Source organism: Aliivibrio fischeri, from assembly GCF_009727955.1.
In the GTDB taxonomy this organism is placed as follows: Bacteria; Pseudomonadota; Gammaproteobacteria; order Enterobacterales; family Vibrionaceae; genus Aliivibrio; species Aliivibrio fischeri_A.
On sequence record NZ_WOBR01000004.1, the window covers coordinates 797,955 to 819,420 of the forward strand.

The 21,466-nt window shown below is 38.2% G+C and carries 18 protein-coding genes; 8 read left to right on the top strand and 10 right to left on the bottom strand.

The features are described 5' to 3' along the window. Window positions 1-31: 31 nt before the first annotated feature. Window positions 32-3,712, bottom strand: a complete 3,681-nt coding sequence (locus GNP81_RS07030) for an SbcC/MukB-like Walker B domain-containing protein (RefSeq protein ID WP_155673537.1) — start codon at window positions 3,710-3,712, stop codon at window positions 32-34. After that, on the bottom strand, window positions 3,709-4,953 hold the full coding sequence (gene sbcD / locus GNP81_RS07035) for an exonuclease subunit SbcD (RefSeq protein ID WP_155673536.1): 1,245 nt from the start codon (window positions 4,951-4,953) through the stop codon (window positions 3,709-3,711). Before sbcD ends, GNP81_RS07030 begins: the two co-directional genes overlap by 4 nt. A gap of 180 nt (window positions 4,954-5,133) precedes the next feature. On the opposite strand from sbcD, the gene GNP81_RS07040 reads away from it, so the two are divergent. Then, a complete protein-coding gene (locus tag GNP81_RS07040) occupies window positions 5,134-6,150 on the top strand; it encodes an endonuclease/exonuclease/phosphatase family protein (RefSeq protein ID WP_196582700.1) in 1,017 nt (338 codons plus the stop codon). A gap of 52 nt (window positions 6,151-6,202) precedes the next feature. On the opposite strand, the gene queD is transcribed toward GNP81_RS07040, so the two are convergent. Continuing rightward, window positions 6,203-6,565, bottom strand: coding sequence for a 6-carboxytetrahydropterin synthase QueD (queD, locus tag GNP81_RS07045; protein ID WP_155673535.1), 363 nt, complete (start codon window positions 6,563-6,565; stop codon window positions 6,203-6,205). Window positions 6,566-6,831: 266 nt separating this feature from the next. On the opposite strand from queD, the gene asnS reads away from it, so the two are divergent. Next, entirely contained in the window at window positions 6,832-8,232 is a 1,401-nt protein-coding gene (gene asnS, locus GNP81_RS07050) for an asparagine--tRNA ligase (RefSeq protein WP_054775909.1), read from the top strand. A 93-nt stretch (window positions 8,233-8,325) separates the two neighbouring features. Here asnS and mepK read toward each other — a convergent pair whose 3' ends face one another. The 3 genes from mepK to GNP81_RS07065 form a co-directional block, all read right to left on the bottom strand. Then, entirely contained in the window at window positions 8,326-8,877 is a 552-nt protein-coding gene (gene mepK / locus GNP81_RS07055; protein ID WP_146861404.1) for a peptidoglycan L,D-endopeptidase MepK, read from the bottom strand. A 174-nt stretch (window positions 8,878-9,051) separates the two neighbouring features. Then, a complete protein-coding gene (locus GNP81_RS07060; RefSeq protein ID WP_155673534.1) occupies window positions 9,052-10,590 on the bottom strand; it encodes a L,D-transpeptidase family protein in 1,539 nt (512 codons plus the stop codon). Between the two features lie 112 nt (window positions 10,591-10,702). After that, window positions 10,703-12,112 (bottom strand): amidohydrolase, encoded by a 1,410-nt coding sequence (locus GNP81_RS07065; RefSeq protein ID WP_155673533.1) that lies wholly within the window; start codon window positions 12,110-12,112, stop codon window positions 10,703-10,705. A 429-nt stretch (window positions 12,113-12,541) separates the two neighbouring features. Here GNP81_RS07065 and GNP81_RS07070 point away from each other — a divergent pair, with 429 nt between their 5' ends. Further along, on the top strand, window positions 12,542-13,825 hold the full coding sequence (locus GNP81_RS07070; protein WP_155673532.1) for a dicarboxylate/amino acid:cation symporter: 1,284 nt from the start codon (window positions 12,542-12,544) through the stop codon (window positions 13,823-13,825). 113 nt (window positions 13,826-13,938) lie between these two features. After that, window positions 13,939-14,451 carry a hypothetical protein gene (locus tag GNP81_RS07075; RefSeq protein WP_005418978.1) on the top strand — a complete coding sequence of 171 codons (513 nt, stop codon included), beginning with the start codon at window positions 13,939-13,941 and terminating at the stop codon, window positions 14,449-14,451. Between the two features lie 71 nt (window positions 14,452-14,522). Here the strand turns inward: GNP81_RS07075 and GNP81_RS07080 are convergent, their stop codons facing one another. Together GNP81_RS07080 and htpX are read right to left on the bottom strand one after the other, a co-directional pair. Then, window positions 14,523-15,002 (bottom strand): YehS family protein, encoded by a 480-nt coding sequence (locus tag GNP81_RS07080; RefSeq protein WP_155673531.1) that lies wholly within the window; start codon window positions 15,000-15,002, stop codon window positions 14,523-14,525. A 133-nt stretch (window positions 15,003-15,135) separates the two neighbouring features. Next, window positions 15,136-16,011, bottom strand: coding sequence for a protease HtpX (htpX, locus tag GNP81_RS07085; protein WP_005418976.1), 876 nt, complete (start codon window positions 16,009-16,011; stop codon window positions 15,136-15,138). A gap of 312 nt (window positions 16,012-16,323) precedes the next feature. Between htpX and GNP81_RS07090 the strand changes: the two genes are divergently transcribed. Beyond that, window positions 16,324-16,485 (top strand): hypothetical protein, encoded by a 162-nt coding sequence (locus tag GNP81_RS07090; RefSeq protein ID WP_005418974.1) that lies wholly within the window; start codon window positions 16,324-16,326, stop codon window positions 16,483-16,485. A gap of 67 nt (window positions 16,486-16,552) precedes the next feature. On the opposite strand, the gene GNP81_RS07095 is transcribed toward GNP81_RS07090, so the two are convergent. After that, window positions 16,553-17,140 (bottom strand): acetate uptake transporter, encoded by a 588-nt coding sequence (locus GNP81_RS07095; RefSeq protein WP_005418969.1) that lies wholly within the window; start codon window positions 17,138-17,140, stop codon window positions 16,553-16,555. Between the two features lie 246 nt (window positions 17,141-17,386). Between GNP81_RS07095 and GNP81_RS07100 the strand changes: the two genes are divergently transcribed. Then, window positions 17,387-19,069, top strand: coding sequence for a sensor histidine kinase (locus tag GNP81_RS07100; protein WP_012534240.1), 1,683 nt, complete (start codon window positions 17,387-17,389; stop codon window positions 19,067-19,069). Then, window positions 19,062-19,778, top strand: coding sequence for a two-component system response regulator BtsR (gene btsR / locus GNP81_RS07105; RefSeq protein WP_005418960.1), 717 nt, complete (start codon window positions 19,062-19,064; stop codon window positions 19,776-19,778). Before GNP81_RS07100 ends, btsR begins: the two co-directional genes overlap by 8 nt. Window positions 19,779-19,780: 2 nt before the next feature. On the opposite strand, the gene GNP81_RS07110 is transcribed toward btsR, so the two are convergent. Continuing rightward, window positions 19,781-20,656, bottom strand: coding sequence for a LysR family transcriptional regulator (locus tag GNP81_RS07110; RefSeq protein ID WP_005418957.1), 876 nt, complete (start codon window positions 20,654-20,656; stop codon window positions 19,781-19,783). A gap of 109 nt (window positions 20,657-20,765) precedes the next feature. Here GNP81_RS07110 and GNP81_RS07115 point away from each other — a divergent pair, with 109 nt between their 5' ends. Next, window positions 20,766-21,374: a LysE family translocator gene (locus GNP81_RS07115; protein WP_155673530.1), complete on the top strand. Its 609-nt coding sequence runs from the start codon at window positions 20,766-20,768 to the stop codon at window positions 21,372-21,374. Window positions 21,375-21,466: the final 92 nt, after the last annotated feature.

Sequence of the window (21,466 nt, forward strand, 5' to 3'; positions counted from 1 at the left end):
AAAAATTCCTTTTACTGCTCTATTTGCAAAATTAACTGACTTTTTTATATTGTTTTTCTAGCTCACTCACGCCTAATCCGCTACGTTTGGTGACTTTTATTTGAACTGGAATACGTTCTTTCATCGCTTCAATATGGCTAATTACACCGATCATTTTTCCAGATGCATTGAGATTGTCTAACGCATCAAGCGCCATATCTAGCGTTTCACTATCTAGCGTACCAAAACCTTCATCTAAGAACAGCGAATCAATACTCGTTTTGTGACTAACAAGATCAGAAAGCGCTAACGCTAACGCCAAACTGACTAAGAAACTTTCACCACCCGATAAGGTTTTGGTGTCACGAACCACATCACCCTGCCATGTATCCAATACTTGCAGTTCTAATCCATCACTGGCTTTACGCTTAAGCTCATAACGACCATGCAAACGCGTTAGCTGCTTATTGGCTAAATAAACGAGGTTCTCTAACGTTAACCCTTGAGCAAACTTACGGAATTTATCCCCTTTTTGCGAACCAATTAATGAATGCAGGTATTGAATATCATCGTATTCAGACTGATACGCTTCTATTGCTTCAAACAAGGTCTTTTGGTTGGTTTTACGTTCATCATCCGAACGTAAGGCTTGAGCAATCTCACCTTCACGTTTCACCAAGCTTTCAGATAACGACTTCACTTGAGCCAATTCACTCTCAACGGTGTCTTTTGGCATTAATTGCCACTCTGTCGCTTTTGGCATTTGATAATGCTGTTCCTTCGTGTGTTTTGCGCTATCTAACAACGCACTTGTTCGTTCAATCGCTTGTTGTATTTCTGTTTTCAGATCAAGTAACTGTTGGCGTTCTTCTTCTGAAATCAAGGCTGCTTGGAACAGCTCTAGTGTTTCAAATGGACTATGCAATAATGCTTCTTTCCATACACCACTTCGCTCTGCTATTAGCTTGTCATTATTAACATGACTTTGTTTTAAGCTCGTCAACTTACCTTCTATAACTGCAAGTTCTTGTACTCGAATTTGCAGCTTTTGTTGCTCAACCTGATAGCGTTGCTCAGAATCACCCAGTTTCTCAACCATTTCAGAACGTGCGACTTTGACTTCTTGCATACCAAACAGCTCAACACGTTTTGCTTTTTGTTGTTCTAGATCTGAAATCAGTAATACGTTCTCCGCTTGAGTTGTTTTTAATTGGTTAGTTAACTCACTCAATTGCTCTGATAAATGACCATGCTCACTCTGCAGCTTTTGTTGTTGCTGAATAAACCTTTGTTGCTCCGAAATCTGTTGCTGAATACGCTGTAAATCTTGCTCTTTTTGCGTAAACCACGATTCTATTTCTGCCAATTTAGGGGCGTTAAATCCGGTTTGCTCAATTTCAGCAACCAATTGCTGTTTCAACTCAGCATCATGTTGTTGCAGTTGCTCTAATTTAACCGAATCATCAAGCTGTAACTGTGCCGCTACTTGATGTGATTTACGATCATACTCTAATCCAGCAGTGACCGTATCAAGGCGATGTTGAGCTTGTTGTAATTGGTTTTGCTGCGCTCGGTATTTTTCATCCGCTTGGCGTACTTTTTTGACTTGTTCATTAAGTGCCGTTAACAAAGCCTCGCATTCAGCAATCGATTGATTAATCGTATCTGTGTCACCCAAACTTAATGCTAATTGAGTAGCCTCTAACAAGATAGACCACTGCTGCTGAGTCGATTTAACAATATTTTGAAACTGCACGCACTGAGATTGGCAATGTTCTTGTTTTACTTTAAGTGAATCCAATTGCTCACGTACCGATTTGCCCTGTTCAACAATCTCTGCACGTTTTTGTTCAGCCTCTTTTTTACGCTGCATAGTGGCATTAAGATCAAGAGATTGAGATTGCTCCAACAATGGATGATGTGTTGAACCACATAGTGGGCAATCCTGATCTTTCATTAATTCAGCACGATATTTTGCTAGTTCGCCTTCTTGCTCAATTAATGTGGTTAAATCGATTACTTGTTGTTCTAGTAGCTTAAACTGCGAACCTAATTCGGCACGCTGCGCTTCCAACGTTTGAATCTCTTCAGATTGCGTTTTCTGCACAATCTCTAAGGTTTGCAGCTCTTTTATTGCTCGCAAATACTCATTGTTTGTATGAGTCAATTCAACACGATATTGATGACGATGAGTTAGTGCTGCGACTTGCTCTGCCAGTTGTGCTTCTGTGCCTTTTTCTTGTGATTGCTGTAGTGCAAGTTCCGCAGCTTTTAACGCATCCACTTCAGTATTAACAACAACTTGAGCTTGGTGTAGTTCCGTCTCTTTTTTCGTCATACCCGCAAGTAAAGCGTCTAGTGTGGTCTTAGCTGATGTCACTTTGCTATTTAACGCACTCACTTCTTTATCTTGCTGTAAAATATGACTAACTTGTTTCTTCCATTGACCTAAATAACGTTCAAGTTGCACATCGGATTGGTGCTTCTCAACATAACTCGCCAACTGAACCAATTTTGCAGTCACATCAGATAACGTCACCGTTAAGTGTTGTTGCTTTTTATGCCCCTCTTCATAACGTGTCGTCAGATGGGTAATGTTCTGCTGTTTTTCCTGCGACTGTTGAGTTAATTGACTTATTGTCGTATCAAGCGGTTGTATCGAATCATTGATTAAGGCTTCTAATGCTTTATTCTCAACCTTAACGCCATCAAACACTTGTTTTAGCTGTATAACATGAGACTCAAGCGTCAATTTATCACTTGTTTTTTGTTGATGAGATACCTCGGTTAAGCTCAATTCTTTAACCACTTCATCAAAGCGCTCTTGTGCTTCTTGCCACAGTTGATAAGGCGCACGCAGTTTTTCAGCGGGTTCACTTTGTGCTAAACGATGTAATTGCTCGCTCGCTTGTTTTTCTTTATCCAATGCTAATTGATGATGTTCAATCGCTTGTTGATATTGCTGCTGGTTTTTAACCTCTGCGTTCCACCACTCAACATGCGCCTGCCATTCAACTAACTGCGCTTGTTGCTGTTTTTGGTTAGCTTGCAGTTCGGTTTGCTCGTCAATTAACGCTTGTTTATCTTCTTCAGAAAGCAGCTCAACCCCTTCAGCTTTTGCCTTAAGTTCTGCCAATTTCTGTTTTGATGCGGTGTAATGCTCATGCACTTTTTCTGAGATCTGACCGTAGATCTCTGTACCGGTTAACTCTTCCAATAACCCAGCACGATCATTGGCATCGGCATTTAAAAACGCAGCAAATTGCCCTTGAGAAAGCATCATGGATTTTGTAAAACGAGAAAAATCTAAGCCTGTAATGGTATTAATTAGCTCATCTTTCTTTTTAACTTGAGTTGCTAATACTTTTTCAGAGTCCACCTCTGCAAGCTCTACGGTAGCGGCTTGTAAATTGCCATCCACTTTGCCACGTGAGCGACGCTGACTCCAAAATGCACGATACGCTTTGCCTTTCACTTCAAATTCCACTTCTGCAGAACATTCCGCAGTCCCACGTGTCATGATTTCATTGCTTGATGTTGAAATACCACCAAGACGAGGGGTTTTATGATAAAGCGCTAAACAAATCGCATCTAAAATCGTCGTTTTACCCGCTCCTGTTGGGCCAGTAATCGCAAACAACCCGTTTTCTACAAAAGGAGATGCTGAGAAATCAATTTTCCACTCACCTTTTAATGAGTTTAAATTTGAAAAACTTAGACTTAAAATTCTCATGCATCACCTTCTTGTGGATCCGTATCTTTATGTTCTACTTCTGACAGAATTTGTTTGAATTTCACTGTCATTCTTTCAGCTCGTTGCTGCTCTTTCTCTGTCTCAAACGTCTCTTGTTCTATACGTTTAGTAAAAACATCAAAAGGCGTTAACTCAGCTAAGGTTTCTGTTTTTTCTTGTGCTAAAGTTTGTTCACTGCGATTTCTTGCACGACGCAATTGCAACACTTCTACATTCAAATCTTGAGTTAATGTTTGAATGCGTTGTTGTAGATCGGAAAGATAATCTTGCACTTCCACTTCAATACATAACCAAGTTGTTTCTTCACACTCTTTAAATTGGGCTAATTCTTTTTCGATGGTTTCCAAATCGCCCTTTAACGCCTTCATTTGTTGAAACATAGGCACATTAATTGGCGTAATTTGAGTGACATCTTGCTTATCAAACTCAACCATCACCACTTGTTTTTGAGATTTTAATTCATCAAAACTTAATGGGATTGGCGAACCCGAATAGCGAATATGCTCAGATTTAGCGACAAGTTGAGGACGGTGTATATGGCCTAATGCGATGTAATCCGCCGGCGGGAAACCATCCGCAGCAAAACCATCAAGTGTACCGATATAAATATCTCGAACCGAATCCGATTGTTTTGCCCCTAGCGCGGTTAAATGACCGGTTGCAATAATAGGCGCTTCCACATTTAATTCTTTTCGTAGCTCTAGCGCTTTCTGATACAGCTGGTGATAATGCTGTTTAATCGCTTCACCGAGTGCTTGTTGCTTTTCTACACCCGTTGAGCCTGCCACACTAGTGACAACGTCACGCGGGCGAATAAATGGAACCGCACATAAAATAGCGCCCACGCCCCCATCATTGTCTGGAAGCGTTAATAATTGAGTGGACAAATCATCATTGGTATTGGCAATCACTCGTGCGTTCAAATGAGCCAATAATTGTTTAGATTCATTTAACGTTGAAACTGAGTCATGGTTTCCACCAAGCACAATCAACTCACAATTTACTTTGTTCATCTCCACCACAAATTGGTTATACATTTCACGGGCATAGCTTGGAGGCGCCCCTGTATCAAACACATCCCCTGCAATAATGACGGCATTAATGGCATTTTCTTGTACTTGCTCAAGTAACCAGGTAATGAATTGTTGATGTTCATTACGACGACTTTTTGTGAAGAAATTTTGACCTAAATGCCAATCAGAAGTATGTAAAATACGCATATATATCAACTTGTTCGCTAGATGAAGAATACTATGACTCAGTTATACCATTTGAAAGACAAACTATGTACTTTTATAAGCTTTTAAAATCAAACTATTCACTGGCAAGAGTGGACTAACCCCTTTACACTGAAGGTATATCCACTTCATATTCATCATAAAAATAAAGAGCCTTGTATTTTGTCATCACCAGAAAGCCTCACCTTTACCACCATCAATATGTTCAACTTTGTTGAGCCGCCTAATGCATTCTACGATTTTGAAAACATACTGACTCAAGATGAATGGTTGAAAAAACAAGGCTGGTTTAGAGATAAAATTACCGAATTAAACTCTGATGTAATTGGCTTTCAGGAAGTATTTAGTCCCAACGCACTAGAAGCACTAGTCAATGAGCTGGGGTACGCGTATTTTTGTACGGTAGATGAACCAAAATCTGAAGATGGCTATGTCTTTAACTCGCCTATTGTGGCTTTCGCTTCACGCTACCCTATTTTGAGTGCTCAACCCGTTATTGCAGAAAAAGAACAACTTGAGCGATTTGGCATTGAGTTTGAATTTAATCGTATTCCCGTTCATGCCAGTATCGAACTACCTCACTTGGGTATAACAGATTGCTATGTGGTGCATTTTAAATCTCAACGCCCAAAAGAGCCTGAAGTTAATAACGAGATAGATGAAGAGAATCTTTCCTCCCTCAATCAACTCCATGATGAACAATTAGGATCTTGGCTGTCTACCGTTCAACGAGGGTTGGAAGCGAATATTCTACATAACCATATTATTCAGCAACGCAAAAAAACAAGCCAAGCTGTCGTCGTCATGGGCGATTTTAATAAGCCCTTGTTTCACGATGAGTTCAAAGGCTTACTCTCTCATGAGTTGCGATTTGATAAGTTTAGCTCTGACTATTTAGCTCTATTTCAATTAAAAGACAGTTGGGATATTTATAGCGAATTAAAAGGCACTGATTTATTAGAAAAGCGTGCTCACACCCATTATCACGGAGCGAAAGGATCTGTTTTAGATTACATACTGCTTTCTAATGAGTTTGATAGCTCATTTTCTGGCAATATTTTGGAAATCATTGACTATACGGTGACAGATAAACACATTGTAAATCCAAGATTCGATATTGACCAATTCAGTACCGATCACGCTCTGGTTTCTATTACCGCCCGTATACGTCAGTCATAAAAAAAGGCGCTTCAAACAAGCACCTTCATAAACACATTAATTCAAACTGAAATTACTCACCACGGTAAGTACAACCTGCTGTACAGGTTTCTTTAATTTCGATTTTGCTTAACAGTGGTAAGTTTGGTTTTACTTCATTCCAAATCCACTTAGCTAATACTTCACTTGTTGGGTTTTCTAACCCTTTAATGTCGTTCAGGTAGTAATGGTCAAGACGATCATACGTTGGTTTAAACGCTGCTTTAATTTCAGCAAAATCAACAACCCAACCTGTATGTGGATCAACTTCACCTTCAACATACAAACGAACTAAAAAAGAGTGACCATGAAGACGACCACATTTATGACCTTCTAGTACATGTGGTAAATGGTGTGCTGCTTCAAACATGAAGTCTTTATATAGTTCAGTTGTCATTAGTTAAAATCTCTATTACCTATATTATGAAGCAGGGATAGTACTCTACTTCCCTACTAAACGACAAGACTCGTGGCACTTAAGTATATACTACCTAGCCATATTGATGTTTTTTTCGACGAATTTAGGACGAAAATTGATTCTTATCCTGAATTTTTATCTTTATAGCGTAACAACACTTGATGCGAGCTATAAGAAAGGTAATATGTCACTCTTGAAATAAAAATATTCGTGCATGTGGCACAACAATGGAGAATGTATTTAACATGACTTACGCGCCTGTAACAGACGTATTAAGCGGTAAACTAGCGGTTGACAGTGAAGTAACTGTTCGCGGCTGGATCCGTTCACGTCGCGATTCTAAAGCTGGTATTTCTTTCCTAGCTGTTTATGACGGTTCTTGTTTCGACCCGATTCAGGCCGTGGTTCCTAATGACTTAAATAATTACAACGACGAAGTTCTTAAACTAACAACAGGTTGTTCTGTTGAAGTGACTGGTACTATCGTTGCTTCTCCTGCTAAAGGCCAAGATTTTGAGCTTGCTGCAACTGAAGTTAAAGTTGTAGGTTGGGTTGAAGACGCTGATACTTACCCAATGGCTAAGACTCGTCACTCAATTGAATATTTACGTGAAGTTGCACACCTTCGCCCACGTACTAACGTGATCGGTGCGGTTGCACGTGTTCGTAACTGTCTATCTCAAGCAATTCACCGTTTCTACCACGAGCAAGGCTACTTCTGGATGTCTGCTCCACTGATCACTGCATCTGATGCAGAAGGTGCTGGTGAAATGTTCCGTGTTTCTACGTTAGATCACGCGAATCTTCCTATGGATGACAAAGGCAATGTTGATTACGACAAAGATTTCTTTGGTAAAGAAACATTCCTAACAGTATCAGGTCAACTTAATGCGGAAACTTACGCTTGTGCATTAAGCAAAGTTTACACATTCGGTCCTACTTTCCGTGCTGAAAACTCACACACAAGCCGCCACCTAGCTGAATTCTGGATGGTTGAGCCTGAAGTTGCTTTCGCTACTCTTGATGACGTAGCTAAGCTAGCTGAAGACATGCTTAAGTATGTATTCGAAGCCGTTCTTGCTGAGCGTCGTGATGACCTTGAGTTCTTTGCTTCTCGCATCGACAAACAAGCAATCACTCGTCTAGAGCAATTCGTAAGCTCTGATTTCGCACAAGTAGACTACACTGACGCTATCCAAATCCTTAAAGATTCTGGTCGTGACTTTGAGTTTGATGTTGAGTGGGGCATCGATATGTCTTCTGAACATGAGCGTTACCTTGCTGAAGAACACTTCAAAGCGCCAGTTATCGTTAAAAACTACCCGAAAGACATCAAAGCATTCTACATGCGTCAAAATGACGATGGTAAGACTGTTGCTGCAATGGATGTTCTTGCACCAGGCATTGGTGAAATCATCGGTGGTTCTCAACGTGAAGAGCGTTTAGACGTTCTTGATGCTCGTATGATTGAAATGGGCATCGACCCTGAGCACATGAGCTGGTACCGCGATTTACGTCGTTACGGCACAGTTCCTCATGCTGGTTTCGGTCTTGGCTTTGAGCGTCTAGTATCTTACGTAACTGGTATGGGCAACGTTCGTGACGTTATCCCGTTCCCACGTACTCCACGTTCGGCTAACTTCTAATTAATATTATCTCAATTGAGATAACCTAATTAGCAAGTAATTAATACAAAAATGGCGACCGTATTGGTCGCCATTTTTTTCAATAAGTATTCGTTACCAAAAACGTACTCTACCCGTATCGATATGAACAAAATTACTTCCTGGGTAATAACCGACTCCACCTGCTTTTAATGATAATGCGGCTTTTCTTACCTCAGTTAATGGTACACCTTCTAAACGAAAATCCATTGCTTTACCAAGCATATGTAAGCTTTTTTTCGCTACACCACCGTGAGACTTACCACGTAACATTTCATTTGTAGCTGGTGAGCGATATCCTGAAATAATTTGAACTTGTGTATCACAACCAATCACATTTTGAATCGCTGATAACTGATCAAATAGACGTTTATCCATCTCAATACTTTCGTTACGACGGAAATCTCGGCATAAATGATTTAACTTATGAAGTTCCGCACTTTGATATTGTCGTCCATTGAAATATTCTGTTTTTAATTCTTCACCTGTGTGTAAATTGCTCAAAGCTAACTTACGAGGCGTCTCTGCAAATTGTGAAGCAAAAGAGAATGAAGGAAATAAACTTAAACCAGCAGTAGCTGCGCCACCAAGAAGGATCTTACGGCGTAATGGACTAAATTCAGACATGCAGTAAAGGACTCACTTATAAATAGATCAATCAATAACTGAGCGCAAAGATACACACCAATTATCGATTGGTCAAATAATAAACAGTTAATTTTATCTGCCTTATGAACCCAATTTAGCTTACTTATTGAACAGTAAATGATTTTTTATCACTATCCAAACACCTAATTTTTATCAATTTCGACTTTTACTCCACTCATCGTATTTGTATATGTCATTTCTAAACTGCACTTGGTTATCTTCTCCAACCCAGGAAGTTTGATATATGGTATAAACGGATATCTGCTGATCCAACGCAACTTTGCTTGTCTCTGGTAACTCATGATAATCCATATAATCTTGAGTCGAAAAATGAGATTCTTTCATAAGCAATTGGGCAAACTCCGAGGCCTTTTCAACCCGAATGCACCCTGAACTGTATGCTCTATGCTGCTTACTAAATAGTGAACGAGATGGCGTATCATGCAGGTAAATGGCATTTCGATTAGGTGTATTAAATTTATATCGTCCTAGTGCATTGGTGTTACCTGATCTCTGCTTTAACTTATAAGGAAAAGTCTCTACATTCACCTGCTCCCAATCAATATCGTCAATAGAGATAACCTCTTTACTTAGCCATGTAGGAATAATCTCGAAATTTTGTGATTGTAAAAAATCTTTATTACTTAATGCCTTTGGTAAAATATCTTCTCGCATTATTTTTGTTGGTACTTTCCATTCAGGATTAAACACAATTGCATTTAACCTAGTAGTGAAAATAGGTGTTCGCCTTTCAGGTTTACCAACAATGACTTTACTCGTAAACACCAACTCTCCTTCTTGCCAATAAGCCATCTCGTAAGACGGAATATTCACCAATACGAAATGCGAGTTCTTATTCTCCCATAAGCGCAAACGCTGAATATTTAATGCCATGATACGTACACGCTCTTTCGCTGTCATATTGAGCCAATGTAAGGTTTTAGGGCCGATTATCCCATCTTGTTTTAAACCATGCCTTTTCTGAAATTCTTTAATAATTAAAACCAAGGATGAATCATAATGATCATTACTTTGCCTTAATAACATGTCTGCTTCCTGATGATTAATTTCACCAGAAACTTGTAAACGATAAATAATGGCGTTCACATCAGTGAGTTGGTTTGGTCTAATCAAGCGTTCTTTAATGAATACACTTTCACTGTCTTCATAGGGTTGATAATAATGAAATAGACGCTGATAGAGCTCCTCATATTGATCAGAGCTAGGTCGCAAAGCATGAGTAAAACTCACTAAATCACGTTCTTCAATTGCTTTTGTTATTCCTTTGATTGTTTCAGATTGTGGTTTAGGTAATGATGCTTCTATTCGCCCACCAAAAAACCATTTCTTCCCTTTTGCTGAAACACTGGATTGATAGGTTCTGAGATAAATTAATGTATCGGTTGCTAAAATATCGTACTCAACACCATCCATTCCTTGTAATTGATAGTAACGAGCAGTGACAGAGTCATTTAATTGGGCTAATGCCAAAAGTGCGAGTTGATTCTCAAGGTATTTTCTTGCTAATGGAGACTTCCACTTTAAAGTATCATCGCTATAAAGGTGCTGGGTTATTTCAGGGTAAAAAAGTTGTTCTTGATAATACTCTATGTAGGTATCAATCAAAGCGGCATGAATAGGCTTGCATAAAGAGGAAAAAAGCACAAAAAGAATAATTATCAATCGTCCCATATCAGCACCTATTACATGATTGGTATATATTGATCTTAGACTTCATTACGCAAATAGCAAAAAAGCCAGTTGAATAACAACTGGCTTTAAACAAACATTTTCTTATTAAAGATTATTGAACAACTTCACCACTATCGATAACAGTTTTACGAACAACCTTTGTAAATTCAATCAGTTCTTTACGGATTTCATCTTCATTAACCGTTAATAGTTCACGATCTTTCATCAGAATTTCACCATCCACAATTGTATGGCGAACATTCCCTGAGTTAGCAGAGTAAACTAACGCTGAATATGGGTTGTAAACTGGTAACATATTTGGTGCTTTGGTATCTACCACAATGATATCCGCTAATTTCCCAACTTCTAACGAGCCTATCTTATCTTCCATATGTAATGCTTTTGCTGCACCCATTGTCGCCATATCAATGACTTTTAACGGTGGCATTGCTGCACGATCTTTATTCACCAGTTTATGAACTTTCGCTACTTGGTTAAACTCATCAATAATGCTTAGTGTGTTACCTGACATTGGGCCGTCTGTACCTAAACCAATGCGCACGTCTTCATCGTACATTTTCAGTGCTGGTGATACCCCTTTCGCAGACTTAATGTTTGCACTCATATTGTGAGCAACACCCATATCCGCTTCTTTTACTAACTCAATATCTTTGTCATCAATTAAGATCATATGAGCGCCAATCAGGTTCTTATTAAGCGCTCCAATGCTGTGCATATACTCAACTGGAGACATCCCATTTGAACGCTCAGCAATCACTTCCTCTTCACGATGAGATTCTGCTAAATGAATCATAACAGGAACATCTAGCTCTAATGATAACTTGGCAATTTTTTGTAATGTTTCAGTAGTATTTGTATATGGAGCATGAGGAGCAAACGCTGGTGTAATACGAGGGTGATCTTTATATTCCTCGATAAAATTTAGAGCGTATTGAATACCCTCATCGGCATTTGCAGCATCAGCAACAGGGAATTTAATAACACTCTCACCTAAAATTGCACGCATACCAATCTTATCGACTGTTTTTGCAACTTCATCTTCAAAATAGTACATGTCAGCATAAGTGGTCACCCCACCTTTTACCATTTCGACATTACCTACATTAGCACCGATACGAACCATGTCTCGCGATACTAATTTCTTTTCTAGAGGGAATATATAACGGTGTAAACGGTCAGGAACATCATCACCTAATGAACGGAAAACCGTCATTGAAGCATGCGTATGAGTGTTAATTAAACCTGGAAGTACAATATCACCATCCACATCTAATGTGGTTTTCGCTGAGTATTTTTTAGCAAGTTCTTCTGTACCTACCGCTAAAATTTTATTGCCTTTAATCACGACAACACCATTTTCATAAACGTCTTTTGCAGCGTTCATTGTCAGTACTGTTGCGTCAGTGATCATTAAGTCTGCTTGTTGTGCAGAAGCAGCAGAAAAAGAAAATAATGAGCTTGCTGCAACGGCTGCAGCGACTAGCGATTTTCGTAAATACATGGGTCAACTCGTTATTAATAAAATTGACAGGAATGGTATACGTTATTGCTTTTATATCAAGATCATTGTGATTAATTGATATGGCACACATCACAGTTTCCTTTAAATCTTGAATTCACTCGCAGCAAGATGTCACATTTACGTGACATACAACACATAAATGAGAGTTAATTTTACCATTCAAAAGTCCTTTTATAACGTAAAGCTATATCAAACCACTTCTTATAAGTAATTGGTTTTCTTATTTCTTATTGTTTAGTTGCTCAATAAGCATACAAAACTACGCTTCTCTCTCGTAAAGATCAGACGTTATTTTTTTCTTTTAAATATATTAACAATATGTAAACATCCTGTTGAATTCTCAGTCAATAGAGAAACGTTATAGAAATCACATATTAGTGAACACAATATCCGGAGTAAAGGAAAATTATGAAAAAGTCACTTTCCAGTAAAATTTTTATAGGTTTATTCGCAGGCCTATTAATAGGTACTGCTATTCAATATATGTTTAATGGCATTGCTTTTTTTGATTCATTTATATTAGGAGCTGCCGAAGGCGTTGGTGGGATGTTTGTCTCTCTAATTAAACTTCTTGTTGTTCCTCTTGTTTATGTTTCGATAGTTTGTGGCATCGTTGAATTAAAAGACATTGCCTCTTTTGGTCGCCTTGGTGGTAAAACTTTTGCTCTTTACCTTATTAACACCATCATTGCGATTGCTGCTGCGTTAACAGTAGGTATGATATTTGCGCCAGGTGCTGATGCAAATTTAGCAGGAACGATTGCTGCTGGTACAGTTGAGTTAAAAGCAACAGAAACACCTGATATATTTTCTCTTATCACAAATATAGTACCGAGCAACCCTATTCAAGCGTTTGCAAATGGAGACATGCTACAAATCATCTTTATGGCTATCCTTACTGGTCTAGCTATTCAGGCTCTTGATCACCGCGGCGGCCCTGCAATTAAGACCTTTAAAGTTGCGAATGAAATCATGATGAAGCTCATTAGTTTAGTGATGAGCCTTGCTCCTTACGGCGTATTCGCACTTATGATTCAATTAGGTGCTACTTTAGATGCAAATACATTAATGTCAGTAGCAGGCTATGTAGCTCTTGTTATTACTATGCTTGTATTCTGGATTTTTGTTTTCTATCCAATAATGGTAGGTCTAACAACTGGTATTTCGCCAAAAACATTTTTACGTGCCGTTCGCGAGCAGATTCTATTCTCTCTATCAACAGCAAGTTCAAATGCAACAATTCCTGTAACAATGCGTACATTGACAGAGAAGTTAAACGTCTCTAAATCCGTTGCTGGTTTTGGTGTTCCACTTGGTGCAACAATGAACATGTCAGGCGTATCTATCTATATCGCTCTTGCTGCTATCTTTGTTGCAAATGCATTTGGGCAACCTATTAATTCAGCTGACTTATTCACTCTTGGCTTTACTATCCTATTACTTTCTATTGGTGCTGGTGGTGTTCCTGGCGGTGGCGTTGTTATGGTTGGTGTTATCTTGCACCAATTAGGACTTCCACCAGAAGGATTAGCAATTGTTGCTGCCGTTGACCGTATTAACGATATGTTCTGTACTTCATCAAATGTGGTTGGTGATACCGCGGTAAATACCATTGTTGCAAAATCAGAAGGCGAAATCGCAGAAACAGAAGTTGAAGATGGGGCGACATTCGCTCAAACAATGAGAAATTAATTATAATTTAGTCACTTAAGTAACGATAATGGGAGAGCAATCACGGCTCTCCCTTTTTATTTATGAACAAAGCAATTATAATGAATCGCCTTTTTATTTAACATTTTATATTTATGAACCCTCATTTATTTACATTTATTCTGTTACTTTCTCTTATTCCTTTCAGAACAAGTGCAGAGTCTCTATCACTTTACTCAATGAATACCGGTTCTTTCTTGTATCATTTAGTGCCATACGATCCTGATTCACACCAGTACTTTGGAAATCAGTATTTTTCTATCGAACGTAAATTTAGCGAAGAATCAGATTACAGTTTAATGGTTGGTACTTTTTTAAATAGCCAAGCTAACCGCTGTATGCTTATTGGTGTACGTAAAGATTGGTATCAAGTTAACGATAAAGTCGTGATCAAAGGGATTTATTCTTATGCCGGTGAGTTTTTCTTTGATGCATTCGATGATTGTGGCGATGGAGGTATTTATAAAACATCCAAAGAAAAATTTGGTGTTGGATTTGCCCCTTACATATATCACGCCGCTCAATATAATTTAACAGACTATTTTGGCGTTGAAGCCGGTTTCATCTTACCCGGAATTATCGTGATGAGTATGCAATGGAGCTTTTAACTCTACAAAAAAACCACTGAGTAGTCAGTGGTTTTTTTATTCATTCTCTATTAGATAGAGAGCTTATATAATTACTTAGCTTCTTCTGTTGATTCGCCACGTAAATTTTGTTGTACAGCTTGTAAGAAGTTACGTAATACTTGATCTTTACACACACGGTAATGCTTATGATCTGATTTACGGAAGAAAGCACTTAACTCATGCTTACTTAAACGGAAGTTAACTAATTTTAGAAGATCTAAAACCTCATCAGCTTTAAGGTTTAAAGCAATTTGTAGTTTCTTCAGAATAATGTTGTTTGTTAACTTTTCTTCAGGCTTTGGTTGTTCGCCTTCACGCTTACCACGTTTATCGTTAATTAAACCATTTAAGAACGTTGCTAATTGTACATCTTGACAGCTTTTGTAATCTTTATCGTCATCAGCTTTCAACCAGTTACATACTTCTTCACGAGTTACTTTCAGATCAGCTGCAGCAAACAATGCAATCATTTTTGAATCGTTGAAATCGAATGTGTAGCGAATGCGTCGTAGAATGTCGTTATTAGTCAAGGTAGATCCTAAATGTATTAATTTAAATTAGGTGCAGACTATAACTTGTAATCATCTTTGGTAAAAGATTTATGTGATCTATACATATAAAAAAACCCGAGAAAGTCTCGGGTTTTTATCTTCACATTAAAGATTACATTTGACGAAGAGCGTCAATACGTTTCTCAAGAGGTGGGTGGCTCATTAGCAATTCAGTTAACGATTTTTTACCGTTAATACCAAATGCCATCATAGAACCTTCTAGCTGAGACTCCTGCCCCATACGTAAACGCTCAAGAGCTGCAATCATTTTTTGTTTGCCAACTAACTGAGCAGCACCTGCATCCGCATGGAATTCACGGTGACGGCTAAACCACATCGTTAAGAAGCTTGCTAAGAAGCCAAACGCTAACTCAAGTACAGTAGACACAATGAAGTACGTCATGAAACTTCCGCCTTCACCTTCGCCCTCTTCATCGCTTGATGTAAAGCCACTTACCGCATTAGCAATCATACGAGATAAGAAAATAACAAAGGTATTCACAACACCTTGCATTAACGTCATCGTGATCATATCACCATTCGCAATGTGGCTAACTTCATGCGCTAATACCGCTTCAGCTTCATCACGAGTCATGCTGTGCAATAAACCTGTAGAAACAGCAACCAATGAATCATCACGCTTTGCACCAGTAGCAAATGCGTTCATGTCTGGTGAATCGTAAATAGCAACCGTTGGCATACCAATACCAACTTGCTGAGCTTGACGAGAAACCGTTTCTAATAACCAATGCTCTGTTTCATTGCGAGGCTGTTCAATTACCTCACCGCCCACAGAACGTAGTGCCATTGATTTCGACATCATTAATGAGATTAATGAACCACCAAAACCAAACAATACTGCCATTACCAATAAGCCAGATAAACTACCTTGTTGGATCCCCGTAACCGCGTAAACGATATTCAGAACAATACTGAATACAATCATTACCGCTAAGTTTGTTGCTAAAAACAGCGCTATACGCTTCATTTCTTTACTCCAATAATTAATTCAACCTGCTCATTTTTTGTATATCGTCTTATTGAGCAGACCCCTGATTATCGTTTCTAGCACGATAAATCAGGCATAACGATAAGATAATGTCATTTTCTATAAATACAAGGGTTTGACGCACTTTGATACACTTTCTTTATGCTTATTTACCTTTGCTCATGACTTTTTCCTTCGACAAATAAAAATCATTAATCGAGCGCCTTAGACTTTGGTCGTATTGTCATCATCTCCAATTGGTTTTACTTTAGTGACTAATTCAATGATAGACGAAAAAATCAAGGATACGACATGGCTGAGCAAGAAACTCATTTGATGGCAATTGATATGCTTTGTTGCCACCTAGGAATATCAAAAGAAGAAGCAAAAGAACAATTAGGTATTTCCTCTTCTAATGATTTACAGCAACAAATTATGGAAACACAAGAAGCATTAATGTCTTTAGACAAGTAAGCAATTTCTTACAGACACAAAAAAGGCAGCTCTTTTATGAGCTGCCTTTTTCATGGAAACTTAAAACTTATGCAGTTACTGTTTCTGCTTTAGCTTTTACTTCACCAACAGGTAATACCGTACGACCGTACTCACCGTTAATTACTTGAGCCATAGAGAAGTACATTGCACTTAGACCACAGAAAAGACCAACGTAACCAGCTAAGTGGCCAATTACTACGCTACCTGTGAAATCACGAGCAGCAAGTAATGCAAATAATAATGTTAGAGAACCAAACACTACTTGTTTTGCACGTGGGTAGTTAAATGTACCTAAGAACAAGAAGAATGTTAGTACACCCCACATAGATAGGTACCAACCCATGAATGTAGCTGAAGTAGCTTGACCTAGGCCCATTTCAGGCATAAGGATAAGTGCAACTAGAGATAACCAGAAGAAACCGTACGAAGTAAACGCAGTCGTACCGAATGTGTTACCTTTTTTGTATTCCATGATGCCAGCAATCACTTGCGCAGTACCACCATAGAAGATACCCATAGCTAAAATAGCTGTGTTTAATGGGAAGAAACCAGCGTTGTGCAGATTAAGTAGTACAGTTGTCATACCAAAAGCCATTAGGCCTAATGGTGCAGGGTTTGCAAGTTTGTTTGACATGCCGAAGCCTCAAAAAAAAGTGTAAAAATTAAAAAGGTGTTTAGGTTTAGGCGCGCAGTTTATTTCCGGGTGATGAAGATCACAACCATCATTTATGAAATCTTACATTGCATTTATATAAATCTCATAAATAAGTCGTTTTATACAAACCATTAACAAGATTAACTTATATAACTTGCTTACTTAGACTCATCATTAATTTATGATTACACTATAGCCTCAGTCATTATTTTAATAGGTAAACCAATGGAATTGGTGTTTTCGTTATTACAACAATTAAGTGTCTATCTGGTTCTTGCTTACCTATTAAGTAAAACCCCTCTCTTCTTACCAATTACAACGATTTCAGCTCGTTGGAGTCACCGTTTTCTTTGTTACATCATCTTTTCTGGCTTCTGTATTTTAGGAACCTATTTTGGGCTCGCTATTCAAGATGCCATTGCAAATACACGAGCTATTGGTGCAGTAATGGGTGGCGTTTTAGGAGGACCATTAGTTGGATTCTTTGTTGGTTTAACCGGAGGGCTACATCGTTATTCCATGGGCGGCTTTACCGATCTTGCCTGTGCAATATCAACCACAGCTGAAGGCTTGCTTGGTGGTTTATTTCATCTTTATTTTGTTAGAAAAAACCAAATTGAACAATTATTTAGACCTCGAACCGTATTAATGATTGCCCTCATTGCCGAATTACTTCAAATGACAATTATTTTGGCAGTAGCAAAACCTTTTGACCAAGCTTATGCACTTGTCTCATCGATTGTATTACCAATGGTAGTCGCAAACTCTATTGGCGCAGCCATGTTCATGAGTATCATTCAAGATAGAAAGGCTATTTACGAAAAATACTCTGCCGCCTTCTCAAATAAGGCGCTCAATATTGCCCAACGTTCGGTTGGAATTTTAAGCCAAGGCTTTAACCAAGAAAACAGCAAACAAATAGCGAAAATCATCTATGAAGAGACTGGTGTTGGTGCGGTTTCAATTACTGATAGAGAGAAAATTTTAGCCTTTATCGGTATCGGTGATGACCACCATTTACCCGATACGCCAATCGCTTCTGACTACACAAAAAAAGCGATTAAACGTAGTAAAGTGATGTACATTGATGGTGATGAACACCCTTACCAATGTTCTATTTGTGAAAAATGTAAACTAGGATCGGCACTTGTTATTCCGCTTATCGGGGCAAATAATGAGGTAATTGGCACCATTAAGCTGTATGAACCAAAACGGAAACTATTTTCTTATATCAATCTAACATTAGGTGAAGGTATCGCTAAATTACTCTCAAACCAGATCTTAACGGGACGTTATTTACAACAACAATCTTTACTTACTCAAGCGGAGCTTCGTGTACTTCAAGCCCAAGTAAACCCACATTTTTTATTTAATGCACTAAATACTATTAGTGCAGTGATCCGTCGTGATCCAACTCGCGCAAGAGAACTGATTCAACATTTATCGCAATTTTTCCGCATGAACTTGAAACAGAACATTGAACAAGTCACCTTAAGAGAAGAGCTGCATCACGTACAATCTTATTTAGAAATTGAGTTAGCTCGTTTCGCTGATCGTTTAACCGTACATATGGATATTGATGAAAGTCTATACGGTTTGAAATTGCCTACATTTACCTTGCAACCTCTTGTCGAGAACGCCATTAAACATGGAACATCTAACTTATTTGAAGCGGGTGAAATAACAATAAAAGCCTACCCTTCACATCATCAAATTATTTTAGAAGTCATCGACAATGCAGGGTTATATACTGAACAAAACTCAAATAATGGTTTAGGTACCACCATTGTCGACAAACGTTTAAAAAACCAGTTTGGCGATAATTTTGGTTTAACCATAAGCTGTATTAGTAATCAACAAACAAAAGCAACGATTCACCTACCAATAGAGAATAAAAACCATGCTTAAAGCCATAGTGATAGATGATGAACTCTTTGCTAGAGAAGAATTAATAGAACAATTAAACGAAATTGGGCATATTGATATTATTGCTGAATGCGGAAATGCCATTGATGGTCTAAAACAAATTAATATATTAAAGCCAGATGTCGTATTCTTAGATATCCAAATGCCGAGAATTACTGGAATGGAACTGATCAGCATGCTTGATCCTGAAACCATGCCGAACATTGTGTTTGTCACCGCTTACGATGAATTTGCAGTTAAAGCGTTTGAAGACAATGCGTTTGATTATCTATTAAAACCAATAGAACCAGCACGATTACAAAAAACCATTAAGCGTTTAATCCAAGCAGATAAAAAACAAGATTTAACTCCGCTTAGCCAACCAGATATCGATCTCATTCCCTGTTCTGGTCATAACCGTATTCTACTCCTTCCATCTAGTGAAATCGAAGTGGCAAGCATTCAAGCTTCCGGTGTTGAATTATTGTCTAAAACTGAAAAAGCCTGCACGCAACTTACTTTAAAAGTACTTGAAGAAAAGACCCCTTTAATTCGCTGTCATCGCCAATTTTTAATCAACCCACATTTTATTCGTGAAATTAAATTGCATGAAAATGGAACTAGCGAAATTGTCACTCAAAATGGCCATATCGCTCAAGTTAGCCGCCGTTACCTAAAGGAAATTAAAGAGAGACTGGGTATTCATGGCTAGTTTTATATTGGATTATTGATGGGTAAGCATTCTTTAAAATTACTTTCTAACCAATCAATAAATTCTTTTTCTTGCTGACTTTTAGCTCTATCTTCGCTTAATAGTATGTAGTTATATCCAGATAAACTAAACCCAAAAGGGGCGATTAAATTGCCTCTTTTTAAGTCATCCATTACTAATGGGTATGAGCCAATCGCACCACCTAATCCATCAACTGCGGCTTGAAAACAAAAATAAAAATGATCAAACATTTGAACGGAATTATCACCTAACTCTATTTCTGTATTGCCTTTAGCCCAATTACTCCACGCATTCACCCGTGTTTTACTGTGCAGCAATGTAACTTGAGATAAGTCTTGTTTTACTCTTTTCCAATATTCAGGAGAGAAAACGGGACCGACCCACTCCTCACCTAACATCGTTTGTTTATAATCCTGACGAATCTCAAAATCATCTCGACGTATCGCCATTGATAACCCAGTAGAGCCTAACACAACGGCGCCACCTGCTGTAGAAAGTCTGACATCTCCACCAACATTGTCATGAAAATTTGACAACCGTGGCATTAACCACCGCATTGTCAATGTCGGCTCACAAGACACTTCTATTGACGTACTTGTCATTTGATGCAGCCGATTAACTCCAGTATCTAGCGCATTAAACGCTTGCTCCGTATATTCTTTTAGCAACTCACCTTCTTTGGTTAAACAAACGTTCCGACCTTTTTTGTAAAACAAAGAAATAGATAAATAATCTTCAAGAACCTTAATCTGCTTACTGACAGCGCCATGCGTAATATTCAATTCATTCGCAGCTTTAGAGTAGCTAGAAAACGATGCTGCCATATGAAATACATGAAAAGATTTTAAATGCCTCATCCGTGAATTTTCCTCACATAATTAGTGACGTTATTTCGATTATAAATCTTAAAAAACACACTTACAATGCAGGCTTAAATTATTCATCGTAAACAGCATTGGAGTTATCATGGAGTTATTTAGCTTAATTATTCTTGGCGTCCTTATCGTTATAAGCCCAGGGGCTGACTTTATCCTTGTATTAAAAAATAGCATAAACCATGATAGAAATTCCGGTATATGGACAGCTATTGGTATCAGTCTCGCTATTGTTATTCACATTAGTTACTCATTACTTGGGGTCGGTTACCTAATCTCACAGAATGAACTAATATTTAATTTAGTTCGATATGCTGGTTCAACTTATTTAATTTATTTAGGAACCAAAAGCATTTGCTCTGCTAGTGCCCAAATAGACATTACTGAACAAGATAAAGACAAAATAAAAACATCCAATTTTTTTATTCAAGGTTTTTTATGTAATGCATTAAATCCTAAGACTATGCTTTTTTTCTTAAGTATTTTCAGCCAAGTTATGTCACTTGAATCCGATGATCACCTAGCTCTATTCTACGGTGTTTATATTATCACTTTACATTTTTTATGGTTTAGCTGTGTTGCCATTTTATTTACCTCAAGAAAACTGCAAACACACCTGTTAAAAATTAAGAAGAAACTTAACCAAGCCTGTGGTGCAGGATTACTTATTTTTGGTGTTCTACTTGGTGTAACTTCATAAACAATTAACGATAGGATTAGCTATTTAAGTCACTAGTTAATCCATATCAATCACCATTTAACACTGGATAATACCGCTCAGCCTCTCATCAC